Here is a 15,083-nt window from a genome sequence, read left to right as displayed (position 1 = left end):
TTTCAGCAGCGCTTGTCGGTGTTCGCGAAGAACGCGTACTCCGGGTTGTCCACCAGCGACCCCTGCGCCTGCGTGCAGATCGACAACGTGTCGGTGCCGTGCGACCACACCTCGCGGTCGCGGTTGGCGCCCTTCACGTGCCCCTGCGAACCGGGCAGGATCGCCGCGGTGACGTAGTAGCGGTTGCCCTTGTTGTGGTACGAGTCCCACACGTAGACGTACGCCCAGTTCTTGCCACAGCCCTTGAACTGCTTCACCGACGCCACCGGGCCACCGCCCTCGTCGATGTGCGCGGTCCTGCCGATCTGCGTCACCGGACCGCACCCCGGCGCCGACTCCGCGTGCGCGACCTCCGGCGTGACCGCGGCGATCAGTGCCGCCGCCACCACGAACGAACGCCTCATCGTCAGCACCTCTGGTCGGTCTCGGCGGTCAGCCAGGTGTCGCTGATCACGAAGTCCTTCAAGGCACCGAGCGCGCTGGTGCACTGCGTCAGCGAGTCGGTGCCCTCCGACCACCCCTCCTGCTTGTTGCGCGGGTAGGTCTTCTGGCCCTTGACCAGACCGGACACCCTCATGGCCACCGTGATCTGGAAGTCACCGACCTGGCTCGCGAACGAGTCCCACACGTAGACGTACGCCCAGTTCTTGCCACAGCCCTTGAACTGCTTCACCGACGCCTTCGCGTTGCGGGAGTCACCACCGATGTAGGCGGTCTTGCCGATCTGCGTCACCGGGCCGCACCCCGGCGCCGACTCCGCGTGCGCCACCCCGGACGACAGACCGGCCAGCGCGAAAGCGGCCACCGCCGCGACAGAAACGAATCTCACGCCACGACGGTGCCCCGCCGCAGTTAGCCGGCGGTAAATCGGCGCGGCAACAGCCACGCCGCGGCGGAGGCGGCCACCAGCATCACCACCGCCGCACCCAGCCCCGCCCGCAGGCCCACCGCCCCGAACACCGCCACCGCGAGCGCGCCGCCGGTCTGCCGGAACGAGTTCAGCACCCCGGCGGCCATGCCGGCCCGGTCCGCCGCGATGTGTCCCATCAACACCGCGGTCAGCGACGGCACCGCGCAGCCCAGCCCGAACCCGATCGGAACCAGCAGCACCGCGATCACCGGCAGGGCGGTGCCCTCGTCCACCCACAGCAGCGCGGCCATCGCCGCCGCGCAGATCAGCTGGCCCGCGGCGATCGGCAGCCGCGGCCCGAACCTGGCCGCGACCCGCGCCGACACCAGGTTGGCCACCGCGACCACCGCCGTCATCGGCACGAACACCAGCCCCGCCGCCATCGCCGAGAGCCCCAGCCGGTCGTGGAAGTACAGGCTCAGCACGAACACCAGCCCGTAGAAGGCGGCGTTCACCACGAAACCGATCACCACCGACAACGTCACCGTGCGCGAACGGAACAGGCCCAGCGGCATCATCGGCGCCGCCACCCGCGACTCGACCAGCACGAACGCGACCGCCGCCACCACGGCCACACCCAGCGCCACCGGCTGCACGCCGTCGATCACCCCGAACGTCAGCGCCACCAGCGCCACGATCGCCGTGACCTGCCCGAGCGGGTCGAGCGGCCGGGCCACCCGCGGCGACCGCGGCGTGCGGGCCAGCACCAGCAGCGTGGCGACCCCGACCGGCAGGTTGACGAAGAAGATCGCCCGCCAACCCAGCGTCCCGGTCAGCACCCCGCCGGCCAGCGGGCCCGCGGCGATCGCGAGAGCCCCGCCCACCGTCCACAGCGCGATCGCCCGTGCCCGCGCCACCGCGTCCGGGAACGCCTGCCGCACCAGCGCCAGCGACGACGGCAGCATGATCGCCGCCGCACCGCCCTGCAGCAGCCGCGCACCGATCAGCTCACCCAGCCCCGGCGCGAGGCCGCACGCCACCGACGCGAAGGTGAAGACCGCGGCACCGGCACCGAACGCGCGGCTCGCCCCGACCCGGTCCGACAAAGCGCCAGCGGACAGCAGCAGTGCCGCGAACATCACCAGGTAGGCGTCCACGATCCACTGCAGCGCCGCCGTGCTGCCGCCGAACTCGAGCCCGATGCGCGGCAGCGCGACGTTCATCGCCATCGAGTCGAGGTTGATCAGGAAGATGCCCAGGAAAGCCGTCGCCAGGACCGGCTTCGGACCCGCTGTCTGGTGCGGTGGTGCGAGAGTCGTCACCTGATCAAGCCTGGTCGGCATCGCGGGCGCGCAGCAGACCGCGATCTTCAGGGGTGCGCGAGAGGGGGTGTGACACGGCCAGGGACGCACGGCCTCCCGCTGGCAGACTGAAGACCATGACCGAGTTCGGGAGGTTCCTGCGAGCACGCCGCGGCGGCATCAGCCCGGCCGACGTCGGGCTGCCCGCCAGAACCGGCCCGCGCCGCACCCCCGGCCTGCGCCGCGAGGAAGTCGCCGCGCTCGCCGGCGTGAGCATCGACTACTACGTGCGGCTCGAACGCGGCAAGGAGACCAGGCCCAGCCCTGCGGTCGTCGAGGCACTGGCCGGTGCGCTGCGCCTCAACTGCGAGGAGCGGGACTTCCTGCGCGGACTCGCCGCCCAGGCGGCACGGCAGGCACCCGAACCCCGCCCACTGCCCTCCCGCCGCGTCCGCCCCACCATGCTGCGGCTGCTGGAGACCCTGCGGCCCAACCCCGCCTACGTCGTGAGCCGCACCAACGACCTGCTCGCCGCCAACCCCGGCGGGCTGCGGCTGCTGCACGGCATCGAGGACTGGCCCGAACGCCAGCGCAACACCATCCGCTACACGTTCCTGCACCCCGCCGCCCGCGACCTGTGGGCGGACTGGGAGCAGAAGGCCCAGGCGTGCGTCGCCCAGCTGCGCGCCATCGCCGGCACCGACCCCGACGCGCCCGACCTCGCCTCGCTGGTCGGCGAGCTGATCGTCAAGAGCCCCGACTTCAACCGGTTCTGGGAACGCTACGAGGTCCGCACCATCGGCGACGGCGAGAAGACCACCTACCACCCCGAGGTCGGCAAAATGACGCTGTCGCACGAGGCGCTGACCCTCAACCGCGGCCAGGGCCAGCGCCTCGTCGTCTACCTCGCCACGCCCGGCACCCCCGACCACGACGCGATGACGCTGCTCGACCTCATCGCGAGCCCGCGGCCACCGCGTACAGGAACCACGTCGAGTGCGGGATCCACTGCTCCAGCCACCGCCAGTCCGTGTTCGGACCCGACGACGCCACCCCCGGATCCCACTCGATCCCACGCCCGTCCGCGGCACGACCGGTGATCCCGTTGACGATCCCGCCCGCCGCCCGGATCCACCGCCACGACCCGACGGCCGATCCGTCCGGGTACTCCAGGTAGATCGGCGCCGTCCGCCCGCTGCCCTCCAGCATGCACACGTCGAACGGGTTGCAGCCCACGATCCAGTTCAGCTGGTCCGCCGCGTAGGACCGCAACCGCGCCGCGAACGCCGCGTCGAACTTCCCGGCCGCCAGTCTCGCCGCCGTTGCCAGCGACGCCAGGCGCGCGTTCTCGCCCTGCCACCACGTGCCCGCCGCGTCGTGCGGGAAGAAGAACCCGTCGAACCGCTCACCCGCCGCCGTCTGCACCGCCTGGCGGGCGTACCCGAACGGGTTGGGCACCGCGCCGGTGATCGACAGCTCGAACTCCAGCGACCTCCGCACCGCCGCGAGCACCTCCGGGCCCGCGATCGACGAGTACGCCAGCAACGCCACCACCGGCATGCCCGCGTCCGACGGGTGGAAGTACGGCCGATCCTTGTCATCGGCCCGGAAATGCCCGCGCGGCATCAACCGCGCCACGAGAGCGGCCGCCCGTTTGTCCGCCTCGGCCCGGTACTCCGGCTTCGGGGAGGTCTTGACCAGCTCGACGGCGGCGAGCAGCACGTTGTAGTCGTCCTGGATGTTCTCCTTGCCGTCGTTGGTCAACCGCACGTTGTTGGCCTGCAAGAACGAGAACGCCGCCTCTGCCGCGGCCAGGTACCGCGACCGTGGGAACTCCCCGTCCACCGTGCCGCGTGCCGCCCGCGCCAGGGCCGCGATCGCCACCCCACACCCCTCGCGGTAGTTCAGCGGCCCCTTGCGCAGGAACCGCTTCGCCGGGTCGATGCCGATGTCGTCGTCCTGCGGCTGCCGCACCGACCCGTAGAACGACCCGCCCGGCATCTGCACCCGCACCAGGTAGTCCGCCCCGTACACCGCCTCGTCGTGCAGCAGCTCCCGCAGGTGCCGGAAATCCGGGTTCGCCCGCCGCGTCAGCTCGTCATAGGCCGCCCACAGCACGTACGCGGTCAACGGCAGCTGCAGGGTGTTGCAGAACGAGTACCTCGACAGCTGCGTGAAGTGCTTCGACCAGTCCGCCGCCGCGTCGTACCACCCGCCGTGCGCGTCCACCCTGATCGACGGATCCGGCTCGTAGGGCAGCGAGCGGTCCACCCGGTCGTACTCGCCGAACGACCGCGAGTCCTTGAAGAACCGCACCACGTGCGGCAAGGTCCGCCGCTCCAGCACCAGCGGCTCGATCACGAACGGCCGCGACACCCCACCGTCCGTTGACAGCACGAATTCACCAGAACGTGTGAAGTTTGAGAAGTCCGCGACCGAGTAGAACGACGGCACCGCGGGGAACTGGTTCGCCTTCCAGTCCGCCACCGGCCCGACGTGCTTGGCCGTGCCGCGATGCACCACCCTGCCGCTGCCGTGCTCGGCCAGCTCGAACCGGTGCACGCCCGGCGTCGAACACGCGATCACCGCCCGCTTCGGCCCCTCGGCCTCATACCCGACGTTGTTCGTCAGCACCCACGTCAGCCCGCCGGGAGCGGCCGAAGCCGTGCCCGCCGCGGCCAGTGCTCCCGCCGTTCCCAACAGGAACGAACGCCTACCAGTGCCCATCCCGTACGCCTCCAAAACGTAACGGAGGGCGGCGGCGCGATCACTCTACGGGGTGAGCGTCCGGGAGAACAGATCGAGCAACGCGTCCCAGTGGCGTTCCGCGGCCTCGGCGTCGTACGCGGCCGTGTCCGCCTGCGTGTAGCCGTGACGCGCACCCGCGTACACCTCGCACCGGTGCTTCACACCCGCCTCGGCGAGCGCCTTCTCCAGACGCTCGATCTGCTCCGGCGGCATCGCGGCGTCCTGATCGGCGTGCGCGAAGTACAGCTCCGCCGTGATCCGGTCCGCCAGCAGATGCGGGCTGTCACCGGCCTCGGTGGCCAGGTTCGCACCGTGGAAGCCCGCCGCCGCGGCGACCCGGTCCGGGAACGTGCCCGCCGTGCGCAACGCCAGACCCGCGCCCATGCAGTAACCGGTGATGCCCACGGGACCGTCCGCCACCAGCGGCGAGTCGGCCAGGAAACGCAGGTACGCCTCGGCGTCGCGCATCAGCGCCTCCGGCGTCAACGACCTCAGCAGCGGCATGATCCGCTCGAACAGCTCAGGACGTGCCGCCGGGTCGATGTAGTCGGGCAGCTCGACCACCGGCGCCCGTCCGGCCCGGTAGAAGACGTTGGGAACCAGCACGACGTACCCCGCCGACGCCAGGCGGTCGGCCATCGTGCGCAGGTGCGGACGCAGGCCGAAGGCGTCCATGTACAGCAGCACGGCGGGAAACGGTCCAGAGCCGGCGGGACCGGTCAGGTAGGCGTCGGCAGTGCCGTCGCGTGTGGTGATGTCCACGGAGGTCATGTTGACCATGCTTCCATCACTGAGCGGGAGCGAACGGCACCAGCACGACCGTGATGTTGTCGTGGCCACCGGCCTCGAGAGCGACCTTCACGAACTCCTCCGGCCCGCACGGCAGCAACGACTGCAGGTCCTCCGGCTGCGGCCGGTAGTTGTGCAGCCCGTCCGAACAGAGCAGGAACACGCCCGGCGAGGTCGGCTGCATCGTCACGACCTGCGGCACCACCTGCCCGGCGTCCGCGCCGATCCACCGCGACAGCACGTGCGCACGACGGTCCGTACGCGCCTGCTCCTCGGTCAGCACACCCTCCGCGACCAGCTGCGCCGCCCACGTGTCGTCCGTCGTGAGCTGCTTGGAGCCCTCGTCGGACAGCCAGTACGCGCGCGAGTCGCCGACCCACCCGATCGTCGCCGACTTCTCCGTGACCAGCACCGACACGAACGTGCACGACGGCGCGACACCCCGGCCACCCGCCTCGACCGGCTCGTTCTCCACCAGTTGCTCGACCGCGAAGCACGACGCCGCGACCGCGTCGACCATCGCCTGCTCCGGGTCCGCGGTGTCGATCAACGCGTTCAGCAGGACGTCCACCGCCGCGTCGGCAGCGGCCTGCGACGCCTGCTCGGCCCGCTCGGACGAGGCCACACCGTCGCAGACGACAGCGGCGACACCCTTGCCCGCGACGTGCCCGAACGCCATCGAGTCCTCGTTGCGCGCCCGCCGCTTGCCCCGGTCCGACACGCCCGACACCGCGCCGAGGGTGTACTCGACCCGGTCGCGTGCCGACGGCTGGTGCCGGCCGCATTGGGTGCAGTAGTCCTCGTCGTCGATGTCCGGCGAGCCGCACAGGATGCACGAGGCCTGCGCGGGACCGGTCGGCCCGCCCAGCGGCGTGCGGCGGACCAGCAGGTTGCGCCCGCACGCCTCGCAGAACCGGTCCTCCGGCGCTACGGGCGCGAAGCACTCCGGGCACTTCAGGGTGTCCATCAAACCAACGTCCTCGGCCTTACCGCGTTCGCGCGGTCCACCAATGCGATCCGTTCCTCCGGCGTGGCCGCGAACCGGGCCAGCGTGCGGTAGCGCCGCTCGAGACCCAGCCGAAGCTCGTGTTCGGAGAGTGCACAGTCCAGCACCCTGCCCTCGGCGGCCTGATTGCGGGTCACGTAGTCGAACGCCGCCTCCAGCAGTTCCGCCGACAGCTGCGTGTGCGAATGGAGGTCGATGTCCAAGGCGTGCAACCGTTCCCCGGCCGCCACGAGGTCCTCGGCATCACCGTGGCCGAGCTGCGCGCGCACCGCGGCGATCTGCGCCGCGAGATGTTGTGAGGACGTGTCCGGAACGGACAGCAGCACCTCGACCGCCCGCGCCCGGTCACCGCACGCGAGCAACACGCGCGCCAGCCCGAACGCCGCCGACACGTACGCGTGGTCCGTGCGCCACACGAGCTCGTACCAGCCCGCCGCCGCCTTCAGATCGCCGATGGCCTCGCAGCACACGCCCAGCGCGAGCTTCGGCGCCGCCTCGCCGGGCACGGCCGAGCACACCGCGTCGAAGAACCCCAGCGCGTCCTGCGGCCGCTTGTCCGTCAGCGCCGCGAGACCTCGGTACCAGTCGGGCCGCCAGTCCTCGGGGTCGAGCTCGGACTCGTCGAACATCGACGGCGTCGTCAGCGCCTCCAGCTCGCGCAGCGCCGCCTCGGTGTCGCCGGACTCGATCAGCACCCGCACGATCCGCAGCCGCACCTCCACGGTCAGCTCCGGTGCCTTGCGCAGACCGGCCGGATCCGACGTCGTCGCCGTCGCCAGCCAGGACGCGGCGGCGTCGGAGGTGCTCACGCTCGGCGCCGGCAGCGCCACAGCCACCTCGGCGAGGTCCAGCGCGCCCTCCACGCCGAACCGGCGCCGTTCCGGGGTGAACTGCCGCGACGGGCCCGGCCGCTGCACGCCGTCCTCGATCGCCAGCACCTCGCGCAACACGCCCGTGAGCTGGTCGGCCATGTCCTCCGCGCTGGAGAACCGCAGCTCCGGGTTCGGGTTCGTGGCCCGCAGCAGCAGCCGGTGGAACGACTCGAACCGGCCCAGCAGCGGTTCCTCCTCCACCGTCGGCAGCCGGTCCTTGCAGCGGCCGCGGAAGTCGAACGGGAAGCTCATCACCGCCAGCGCGCGCCCGACGGTGTAGATGTCGGAGAACACCGACGGCCCGATCGTGCCGATCTCCGGCGCCTGGTAGCCGATCGTGCCGTAGATGGGGGAGTGGTGGTCGTCGATGCGCCGCACCGCGCCCAGGTCGATCAGCTTGAGCTGCTCCTCGGTATGGATCATGTTGTCCGGCTTGAAGTCGCAGTACAACAACCCCACACCGTGCAGGTAGCCGACCGCGGGCAGGATCTCCAGCACGTACGCGATCGCCTGCGCCAGCGGCAACGCCTCGTCGCCGCGGCCCTCCCGCCGCCGCTTCGTGATCATGTCCTTGATCGACTCGCCGCCGACGTATTCCATCACGATGTACTCGACGGTCTTGCCGGTCTTGCGGTCCTCGTGCCGGATGAAGTTGTGGATCTTCACGATGTTCGGGTGCTCGACCTCGGCCAGGAACCGCCGCTCCGCCATCGCCGCCGCCATCGCATCGGCGTCACCCGAGTCGAGCAGGCCTTTCAGCACCACCCACCGGTCGCTCACCGCGTGGTCGAGCGCCAGGTACAGCCACCCAAGGCCACCGTGCGCGAGGCACCCCAGCACCTCGTACTGGTCGTGCAGCACCTCACCCGGTTCCAGCTTGGGCGTGAACGAGTACGCGTGGCCGCACTGCGGGCAGAAGCCCTCCACCCTGCCGGGCTTGCCGTCCTTACGCCGCCCGACCTTCTTGCCGCACTTCGAGCAGAACCGCTTGGCCTCTGGCACCTCCGGGTTCTGCAGCACCGCGGTCTTCGGATCCCGGTACGGCACCCGCGGCACCTCGACCAGACCGGCTCCCAGCCTGCCGCGGCTCATCGACCGCGCGCTGCCCCGGCGCGAGCGGCCCGAGTTCGACCGCGAGACCTCCTGCGACACCGACCAGGGTGCGGTTCCCGGTGACGTCGCGGGCCCTGTCTCGGGCAGATCCAGTTCTTCACTCATCGTCGCGACCCCTCCACGGCCCTAGTCCCGATAACGAGCGACGGGCGGCGCTGGTGCCGGGCCCAGCGTGCTCAGCCAACGCCGGTAGATCCCGTTCCACGACCCGTCGGCGCGCATTCGTTCCAGCACGCCGTTGACGAACCTGACCAGGTCCTCCTGCCCCTTCGGGACACCCACCCCGTACGGCTCCTCGGTGAACCGCGACCCCACCACCTCGGTGTACGGGTCCTGCGCCGCGAGACCCGCCAGGATCGTGTCGTCGGTGGAGATCGCGTCGGTCTGCCCCTGCTGCAGCATCACCAGGCAGTCCGTCCAGTTCGGCACGCTCACCGTCGTCTTCACCCGGTTCACCACGTTGCCCAGCGACGTCGACCCCGACGCCACGCACACCCTCTTGTCCTTGAGGCTGTCCACGCCGGTGATGCCGGAGTTGCGGCGCACCAGCACCCGTTGCCCGGCCTGGTAGTAGACCGACGAGAAGTCGACGTGCTGGAGCCGCTCGCAGGTGATCGTCATCGTCCGCACGACCAGGTCGACCTCGCCGCGCTGCAGCACCGGGATCCGCTCGGCCGAGGTGACGACCTTGAACTGCACCTTCTTCTCGTCGCCGAAGATCGCCTTGGCGATCTGCCGCACCACGTCGACGTCGAAGCCCTCGATCTCGCCGGTGAACGAGTTGCGGAACCCCATCAGGTAGGAGTTCTGGTCCACCCCGGCGATCAACCGGCCGCGCTTGAGGATCCGGTCCATGTTCGAACCCGCCGGCATCTGCCCCGCGGGCGGCAACGGGCCGGGACGCAGGCTCGCCGTCGCGTCGCACGACGGCGCAGGGCCCGCCGAACTGCTCGGCGCGGCCGTGACCGTGCTGGCGCCCGCCGGCTGCGGTGCCGCGGCGCTGCGCGGCACGACCTCGCTGGGCGCAGGACCCGCCGAGCACGCGCTCAGCAACATGATCGATACCAGCGCCAGTCGTCTCACCGGTACTCCTTGAGCCGCTGCCACAATCCCATCGTCGATCCCACCGCGCTGATCACCGCGAGCACCAGCACACCGACCACGGTGCCCGCGAGCGACCCCCGCGCCACCGCCACCTCGTCGCTGAAGTCCTGCCGCGCCTCGCCGATCGCCCGCACCAGGTCCTGGTCCAGCGAGTCGAAGTACGGGTTGTCGATCAACGCCACCGCGTCGTTGTACTGACCCGCGTCGTCGGCCTCGCGGATGCGCTGGTGGACCTGCTGCCACTGCCGGAAGTGCCGCATCGCCTGGTCGACGGCCTCGGTGTCCTCCAGCCGCTTGGCCTCCTCGAGCTGCCCCTCCAGCCGTTCCGAGACCTCGACGAAGCTCTTCTCGTAGGTCTGACCGGCGCCCCGCGCGACCAGCGTCAGCGTCTCGTCGCCCCGCGCGGTCAGGGTCGCGATCCGCGCCTGCGCCAGCACGTCGGCCTTCTGCGACGCCGTACGCGAGTCCGCGACGTCGTTCATCACCAGCACCGACACCGTCGTCACCCACAGCAGCGACAGCACCGCCGCCGCCGTCGCGACCAGCAGGCCGATGTTGAGCAGCCGGTTCGTCTTGCGGGTCAGATACCGCTGGGTGAGCACCAGCGCGATCACGAACGCCAGCGCCACCAGCACCGAACCCCACGGGAACGTCGCCTCGTCCTGCGCGCGGGCCACCCGGTCCGTCTCCGCCCGGTACAGCTCCCGGGCCGACGGCAGCAGCTGCGTGCGCATCAGCCCCGAGGCTTCGCGCAGGTACGCCGCGCCGACGGGGAAGCCCTGCCGGTTGTTCGTGCGCGCCGTCTCGATCAGTCCCGTGTAGACCGGCAGCTGAGCGGACAGCGTCGCGGTCAGGTCGGGGGAGGAGGCCGTCGCCACCGAGAGGGCGGCCTGGGCCTGGGCGATGTCGGCCTCGTACCGTTCGCGCAGCCGCGGAGGCTCCAGCCCGCCGGACAGGAACGCGCTCGCGGCCGTCGCGTCCGCGTCCTGCAACGCCCGGTAGACCTCCTGCGCCGCGTGCGCGAGCGGCTCCGACCGGGTGGCGAGGTCCTCCAGCGCCCGTTCCTGCCGGTTCACGCTCCACGTCGACAGCCACCCGCTGGCCAGACTCGCCACCACCAGCACCACGACGATCAGGCTCAACCGGCCCGGTGTCGACCGCGCGAGACCGGTGACCCGGCGCACCAGCGCCTGCCGCGGCTGCGAGTCGATCACCACGAGCGGGCCTCCCTGTGGCGGTGCTGTCCACGCGTCGCGGTGATCGTCACCACGGCGCGTGGCGTAACTGTAGGCAGTTGAGGGACACCGCGCGGGAATTACCGGCGCATCCCGCGCGGGTGTCATGAGCCCGTAACCGCCCGCCACCTCACCGCCATAGCCGCCGCCGTGGAGTACGCGGGGTCCCGTGCGGTCAGGAAGCAGGGTGGGAGCGCGTGGCGATCAGCTGGGCGATGCCGTCGAGGATCATGGACAGCCCGAACTCGAACGAGTGCTCCGGGCTGAACGCGCTCTGGTGCGCCTCGCCGACCGCGTTGCCGACCCGCGACGCGACGGGGTAGCGGGCCGGGTCGAACACGGTCATCAGGAACGGAACCGCCGCGTCCCACCACTGCTGGTCGGTCAGCCCGGTCTCCTTCTCCGTCACCGCGGCCGCCGTGAGCCCCCGCGCCGAGTTCTGCACGTGCCCCAGCACCAGGTTCAGCACCGAGTCCATCTCCACGTCCGACAGGCCGATGCCGTCCAGGCCGCGCAGCTCGAAGTCGTACTTCGCCGCCACCTGCGGGCCCAGCACCGTGCGAGACGGCGCGACCTGCAACAACCAGGGGTGCCGCCGGTAGAGGGCCAGGTTCTCGCGCGCCACGTACGTCAGGTGCTCGCGCCAGCCCTCGACCACCTCGCGGCCGGTCGCCGCCTGCACCGTGTCGACCATGACGTCGATCAGCTCGCCCTTGCCGGGCACGTAGGTGTAGAGCGACATCGTCCCCACACCCAGCGACTCGGCCACGCGGCGCATCGACAGCGCCTTCAACCCGTCGGCGTCGGCCAGCGCGATGCCCGCCTGCACGATGCGGTCCACGCTCAGGTCCGGCTTGCCCTTGCGGCTCGTGCGTTCCTGCGTGCGCCACAGCAACGCCAGCGTCCGCGCGGGATCACCACTGCCCGTGTGTTCGATCACGGACGTGACCCTACCGTACCGTATGGTGTACGGTACATAGTATGTTCGCGCCTGCCGACCCGCCCAGACTCGGCCTGTTCAACGGAAAACCCCTGCTGGAAGCCCTGCCGGACGCGCTGAACGACGACGGTTACTGGGGAGTGGCCACCGCGACCGCGCTCAACCTCGTCGCCCGCGGCCGGATCGTGCCGAGCGTGACCGCCGGAAGCCACGACACGTGGCGCATCGGCCCGCTCGACCACGCCGACGAACTGCACCTGCGCCGGCTCGCCGCACACGGCGACTACGACGAGCTGCGCCAGTTCCTCGACGCCGTCGCCGACGCGCTGCCCCGCACCGGCTCCGGGCCGTTCGCCGGTGCCGAACCCCGCGAGGTGCCCGAGCTCAAGGCGTGGGCGGACGAGCAGATCAGGCTGTCGTTGCGCATCGAGACGACCGAGGACCTGCGGTTCCGCGCGATCGTGCAGGTCCGCGGCATCACCGACCCCTACCCGCGCGACGTGCGCGGATCCGGGCGCGAGCTCGACGCCATCCGCGCGATCGGCCGCGCCACCTGGCCACCCCTGCACCGCCTGCTCGACCAGTCCGAGCTCACCGACGACGAGGTCGCCGAGCTCCTCACCACCGACATCGAGGTCCACTGGCCCAAGAACCTCACCACGTCGTTGTCCGCGAAAGCCGTCATCGGCGAACCGAGCGGCAAGTTCAAGGCCGACGACCTGCTCACGTTCCACTGGCAGCTCGCACTCGGCGACGCGGCGCTGACCGACGCCGAGATGGACGTCATCGCCGAAGCCAGCCGGCCGGTCGTGCGGCTGCGCGACCAGTGGGTGCTCGTCGACCCGAAGCTCAGGAAGAAGGCACGGCAGCAGCTCGCCCCGATCACCGCCGTCCACGCCGTGACCGCCGCCCTCACCGGCACCGCGATCATCGACGGCGAACCCGTCGCCGTCGCCCCGCACAGCCTCACCACCGCGATCACGACCATCCCGCAGATCGAGGCACCCGCCGCGCTCCGGGCGACCCTGCGCGACTACCAGCTGCACGGCCTGCGCTGGCTCGCCCACATGACCGGCCTCGGCCTCGGCGCGTGCCTCGCCGACGACATGGGCCTGGGCAAGACCATCACCCTGATCGCCCTGCACCTGCACCGGCAGCACGAGCACCCCACCCTGGTCGTCTGCCCGGCCTCACTGCTCGGCAACTGGGAACGCGAGATCCACCGGTTCGCGCCGGGCACCCCCGTGACCCGCTACCACGGTCCACAACGGACACTCGCCGACACGGGCATCGTGCTGACCACCTACGGCACCATGCGCCTGGACGCGGAGACGTTGCGCAACCACAGCTGGAGCATGGTCGTCGCCGACGAGGCCCAGCACGTCAAGAACCCGCACTCCGGCACCGCCAAAGCACTGCGCTCGATCCCCGCGGCCGCCCGCGTCGCGCTCTCCGGCACACCGGTCGAGAACTCGTTGTCCGAACTGTGGGCCGTCCTGGACTGGACGACGCCGGGCCTGCTCGGCACGCACCGCGCGTTCCGCACCCGCTGGCCAGAACCCGACGACACCCTCGCCAAGGTCGTGCGGCCGTTCCTGCTGCGCCGCCGCAAGTCCGACCCCGGCGTCGCACCGGAACTGCCCCCGAAGACCGAGACCGACCTGCCCGTCTCGCTCACCGCCGAGCAGGCCGCGCTCTACGAGGCACTGACCAGGGAGATCCTCGACCAGATCGCGTCCAGCGACGGCATGGCCCGGCGCGGCCTCGTGCTCAAGCTGCTGACCGGGCTCAAGCAGATCTGCAACCACCCGTCGCACTACCTCGGCCACGCCACGCTGCAGGGCACGTCCGGCAAGCTCGACCTGCTCGACGAACTCCTCGCCACGATCGTCGCCGAGGACGGCTCCGTGCTGATCTTCACCCAGTACGTCGGCATGGCCCGCCTGCTCGAACAGCACATCAAGCACCCCACCCGCTTCCTGCACGGCGGCACCCCCGTGCCCCAGCGCGAGCAGATGGTCGACGACTTCCAGCAGGGCCGCGCCCCGGTGTTCCTGCTGTCGCTGAAAGCCGCCGGCACCGGGCTCAACCTCACCAGGGCCGACCACGTGATCCACTTCGACCGCTGGTGGAACCCGGCGGTCGAGGACCAGGCCACCGACCGCGCCTACCGCATCGGCCAGACCAGGCCCGTCCAGGTCCACAAACTCGTCACCGAAGGCACCGTCGAGGAACGCATCGCCGCACTCCTGCAGGACAAACGCGACCTCGCCGACGCCGTCCTGCACTCGGGTGAGGCCGCCTTCACCGAACTGACCGACGCCGAACTCGCTTCCCTGGTCCAGCTCAGGAGTTCTTGATGACCGCACGCGGATTCGCCGCGTTCCCCAAGGTGAAACGCCGCGTCGCCACCACGTGGTGGGGCAAGGCCTGGGTGAAGGCCCTGGAGGACACCGCCCTCGACACGACACTGCTGCGCCTCGGACGCCGCTACGCCCATGCCGGCGTCGTCGGCCCGATCACCGTCAGCCCCGGCCGCCTGCACGCCCAGGTCCACGACGACGACACCGTCTACAGCACCACGGTCCACGTGCCGGTGCTCACGGCGGTCCAATGGGGACGGTTCCTCGACCGCGTCGCCGAACAGGCGGGCCACATCGCCGCGTTGCTGGACAACGACATGCCCCGCTCGCTGGTCGAGGCCGCCGAAGAGTCCGGTGTGGACCTGCTGCCCGGCATCGGCGACCTCGAACCCGACTGCGACTGCGAGGGCTGGGAACTGCCGTGCCGGCACGCGGCCGCGCTCGCGTTCCAGGTCGGCTGGCTGCTCGACGCCGACCCGTTCGTCCTGCTGCTGCTGAAGGGAAAACCGGAACAGGAACTCCTCGACGCCCTGCAGCAGCGCGTCGCCGGGCCCGTCGGAACCAGAACACCTGTGGTGGTTCCGGTTGAAACCGCAGGTCAGCCGCCCGCGAAACCAGGACTTCCGGCCACCACACCTGTGGTGCTCGCCGTCGAGCCGCCACCGGGGTTCGACGCCGCGGAACTCACCGCGCTGATGGAGATCGCCGCGAACAGAGCACGCGCGCTGCTGCGTTCGGGCACTCTGGACGGGTGATCACCGA

General features: G+C 70.8%; 12 protein-coding genes and 1 pseudogene. 3 read left to right on the top strand and 10 right to left on the bottom strand.

Annotated features, from left to right (window positions below):
- Positions 1 to 2 precede the first annotated feature (2 nt).
- From IEZ09_RS01315 to IEZ09_RS01305, 3 genes are read right to left on the bottom strand one after another with little or no spacing between them, the layout of a single operon-like run.
- Entirely contained in the window at positions 3 to 404 is a 402-nt protein-coding gene (locus tag IEZ09_RS01315; protein WP_189251641.1) for a hypothetical protein, read from the bottom strand.
- A gap of 2 nt (positions 405 to 406) precedes the next feature.
- Positions 407 to 829: a hypothetical protein gene (locus IEZ09_RS01310; protein ID WP_189251640.1), complete on the bottom strand. Its 423-nt coding sequence runs from the start codon at positions 827 to 829 to the stop codon at positions 407 to 409.
- 23 nt (positions 830 to 852) lie between these two features.
- Positions 853 to 2,172 (bottom strand): MFS transporter, encoded by a 1,320-nt coding sequence (locus IEZ09_RS01305; protein WP_229812148.1) that lies wholly within the window; start codon positions 2,170 to 2,172, stop codon positions 853 to 855.
- A 116-nt stretch (positions 2,173 to 2,288) separates the two neighbouring features.
- Between IEZ09_RS01305 and IEZ09_RS46120 the strand changes: the two are divergent.
- Positions 2,289 to 3,089, top strand: a pseudogene (locus tag IEZ09_RS46120) (helix-turn-helix domain-containing protein); the annotation flags it as partial.
- Positions 3,090 to 3,105: 16 nt separating this feature from the next.
- Here IEZ09_RS46120 and IEZ09_RS01300 read toward each other — a convergent pair.
- From IEZ09_RS01300 to IEZ09_RS01270, 7 genes are all read right to left on the bottom strand, one after another.
- Entirely contained in the window at positions 3,106 to 4,878 is a 1,773-nt protein-coding gene (locus IEZ09_RS01300; protein WP_189251638.1) for a glycoside hydrolase family 9 protein, read from the bottom strand.
- 45 nt (positions 4,879 to 4,923) lie between these two features.
- Positions 4,924 to 5,670, bottom strand: a complete 747-nt coding sequence (locus IEZ09_RS01295; RefSeq protein ID WP_229812147.1) for a dienelactone hydrolase family protein — start codon at positions 5,668 to 5,670, stop codon at positions 4,924 to 4,926.
- A 16-nt stretch (positions 5,671 to 5,686) separates the two neighbouring features.
- On the bottom strand, positions 5,687 to 6,655 hold the full coding sequence (locus IEZ09_RS01290) for a PP2C family protein-serine/threonine phosphatase (protein ID WP_189251636.1): 969 nt from the start codon (positions 6,653 to 6,655) through the stop codon (positions 5,687 to 5,689).
- On the bottom strand, positions 6,655 to 8,784 hold the full coding sequence (locus IEZ09_RS01285; protein ID WP_189251635.1) for a serine/threonine-protein kinase: 2,130 nt from the start codon (positions 8,782 to 8,784) through the stop codon (positions 6,655 to 6,657). Before IEZ09_RS01285 ends, IEZ09_RS01290 begins: the two co-directional genes overlap by 1 nt.
- A gap of 21 nt (positions 8,785 to 8,805) precedes the next feature.
- Complete coding sequence (locus tag IEZ09_RS01280; protein WP_189252171.1) at positions 8,806 to 9,735, bottom strand: glutamate ABC transporter substrate-binding protein; 930 nt, start codon at positions 9,733 to 9,735, stop codon at positions 8,806 to 8,808.
- A gap of 23 nt (positions 9,736 to 9,758) precedes the next feature.
- Positions 9,759 to 11,000 carry a GlnX family signal transduction membrane protein gene (locus tag IEZ09_RS01275; protein ID WP_229812144.1) on the bottom strand — a complete coding sequence of 414 codons (1,242 nt, stop codon included), beginning with the start codon at positions 10,998 to 11,000 and terminating at the stop codon, positions 9,759 to 9,761.
- Positions 11,001 to 11,193: 193 nt separating this feature from the next.
- On the bottom strand, positions 11,194 to 11,958 hold the full coding sequence (locus IEZ09_RS01270) for a TetR/AcrR family transcriptional regulator (RefSeq protein ID WP_229812143.1): 765 nt from the start codon (positions 11,956 to 11,958) through the stop codon (positions 11,194 to 11,196).
- 41 nt (positions 11,959 to 11,999) lie between these two features.
- On the opposite strand from IEZ09_RS01270, the gene IEZ09_RS01265 reads away from it, so the two are divergent.
- Together IEZ09_RS01265 and IEZ09_RS01260 are read left to right on the top strand one after the other, a co-directional pair.
- Positions 12,000 to 14,318, top strand: a complete 2,319-nt coding sequence (locus IEZ09_RS01265) for a DEAD/DEAH box helicase (RefSeq protein WP_189251634.1) — start codon at positions 12,000 to 12,002, stop codon at positions 14,316 to 14,318.
- Entirely contained in the window at positions 14,318 to 15,076 is a 759-nt protein-coding gene (locus IEZ09_RS01260; protein WP_189251633.1) for an SWIM zinc finger family protein, read from the top strand. The genes IEZ09_RS01265 and IEZ09_RS01260 overlap by 1 nt, the downstream gene beginning before the upstream one ends.
- Positions 15,077 to 15,083: the final 7 nt, after the last annotated feature.

This window comes from Lentzea flava (assembly GCF_014648475.1).
In the GTDB taxonomy this organism is placed as follows: Bacteria; Actinomycetota; Actinomycetes; order Mycobacteriales; family Pseudonocardiaceae; genus Lentzea; species Lentzea flava.
Note: the sequence above shows the minus strand (reverse complement) of the source record. Positions and strands in the feature narration are given on the sequence as shown.

Excerpts from the sequence above, each read along its gene's own strand:
- IEZ09_RS01280 (WP_189252171.1), bottom strand. The coding sequence starts at position 9,735 with ATGTTGCTGAGCGCGTGCTCGGCGGGTCCTGCGCCCAGCGAGGTCGTG.
- IEZ09_RS01300 (WP_189251638.1), bottom strand. The coding sequence starts at position 4,878 with ATGGGCACTGGTAGGCGTTCGTTCCTGTTGGGAACGGCGGGAGCACTG.
- IEZ09_RS01295 (WP_229812147.1), bottom strand. The coding sequence starts at position 5,670 with ATGACCTCCGTGGACATCACCACACGCGACGGCACTGCCGACGCCTAC.
- IEZ09_RS01260 (WP_189251633.1), top strand. The coding sequence starts at position 14,318 with ATGACCGCACGCGGATTCGCCGCGTTCCCCAAGGTGAAACGCCGCGTC.
- IEZ09_RS01315 (WP_189251641.1), bottom strand. The coding sequence starts at position 404 with ATGAGGCGTTCGTTCGTGGTGGCGGCGGCACTGATCGCCGCGGTCACG.
- IEZ09_RS01290 (WP_189251636.1), bottom strand. The coding sequence starts at position 6,655 with ATGGACACCCTGAAGTGCCCGGAGTGCTTCGCGCCCGTAGCGCCGGAG.
- IEZ09_RS01265 (WP_189251634.1), top strand. The coding sequence starts at position 12,000 with ATGTTCGCGCCTGCCGACCCGCCCAGACTCGGCCTGTTCAACGGAAAA.
- IEZ09_RS01285 (WP_189251635.1), bottom strand. The coding sequence starts at position 8,784 with ATGAGTGAAGAACTGGATCTGCCCGAGACAGGGCCCGCGACGTCACCG.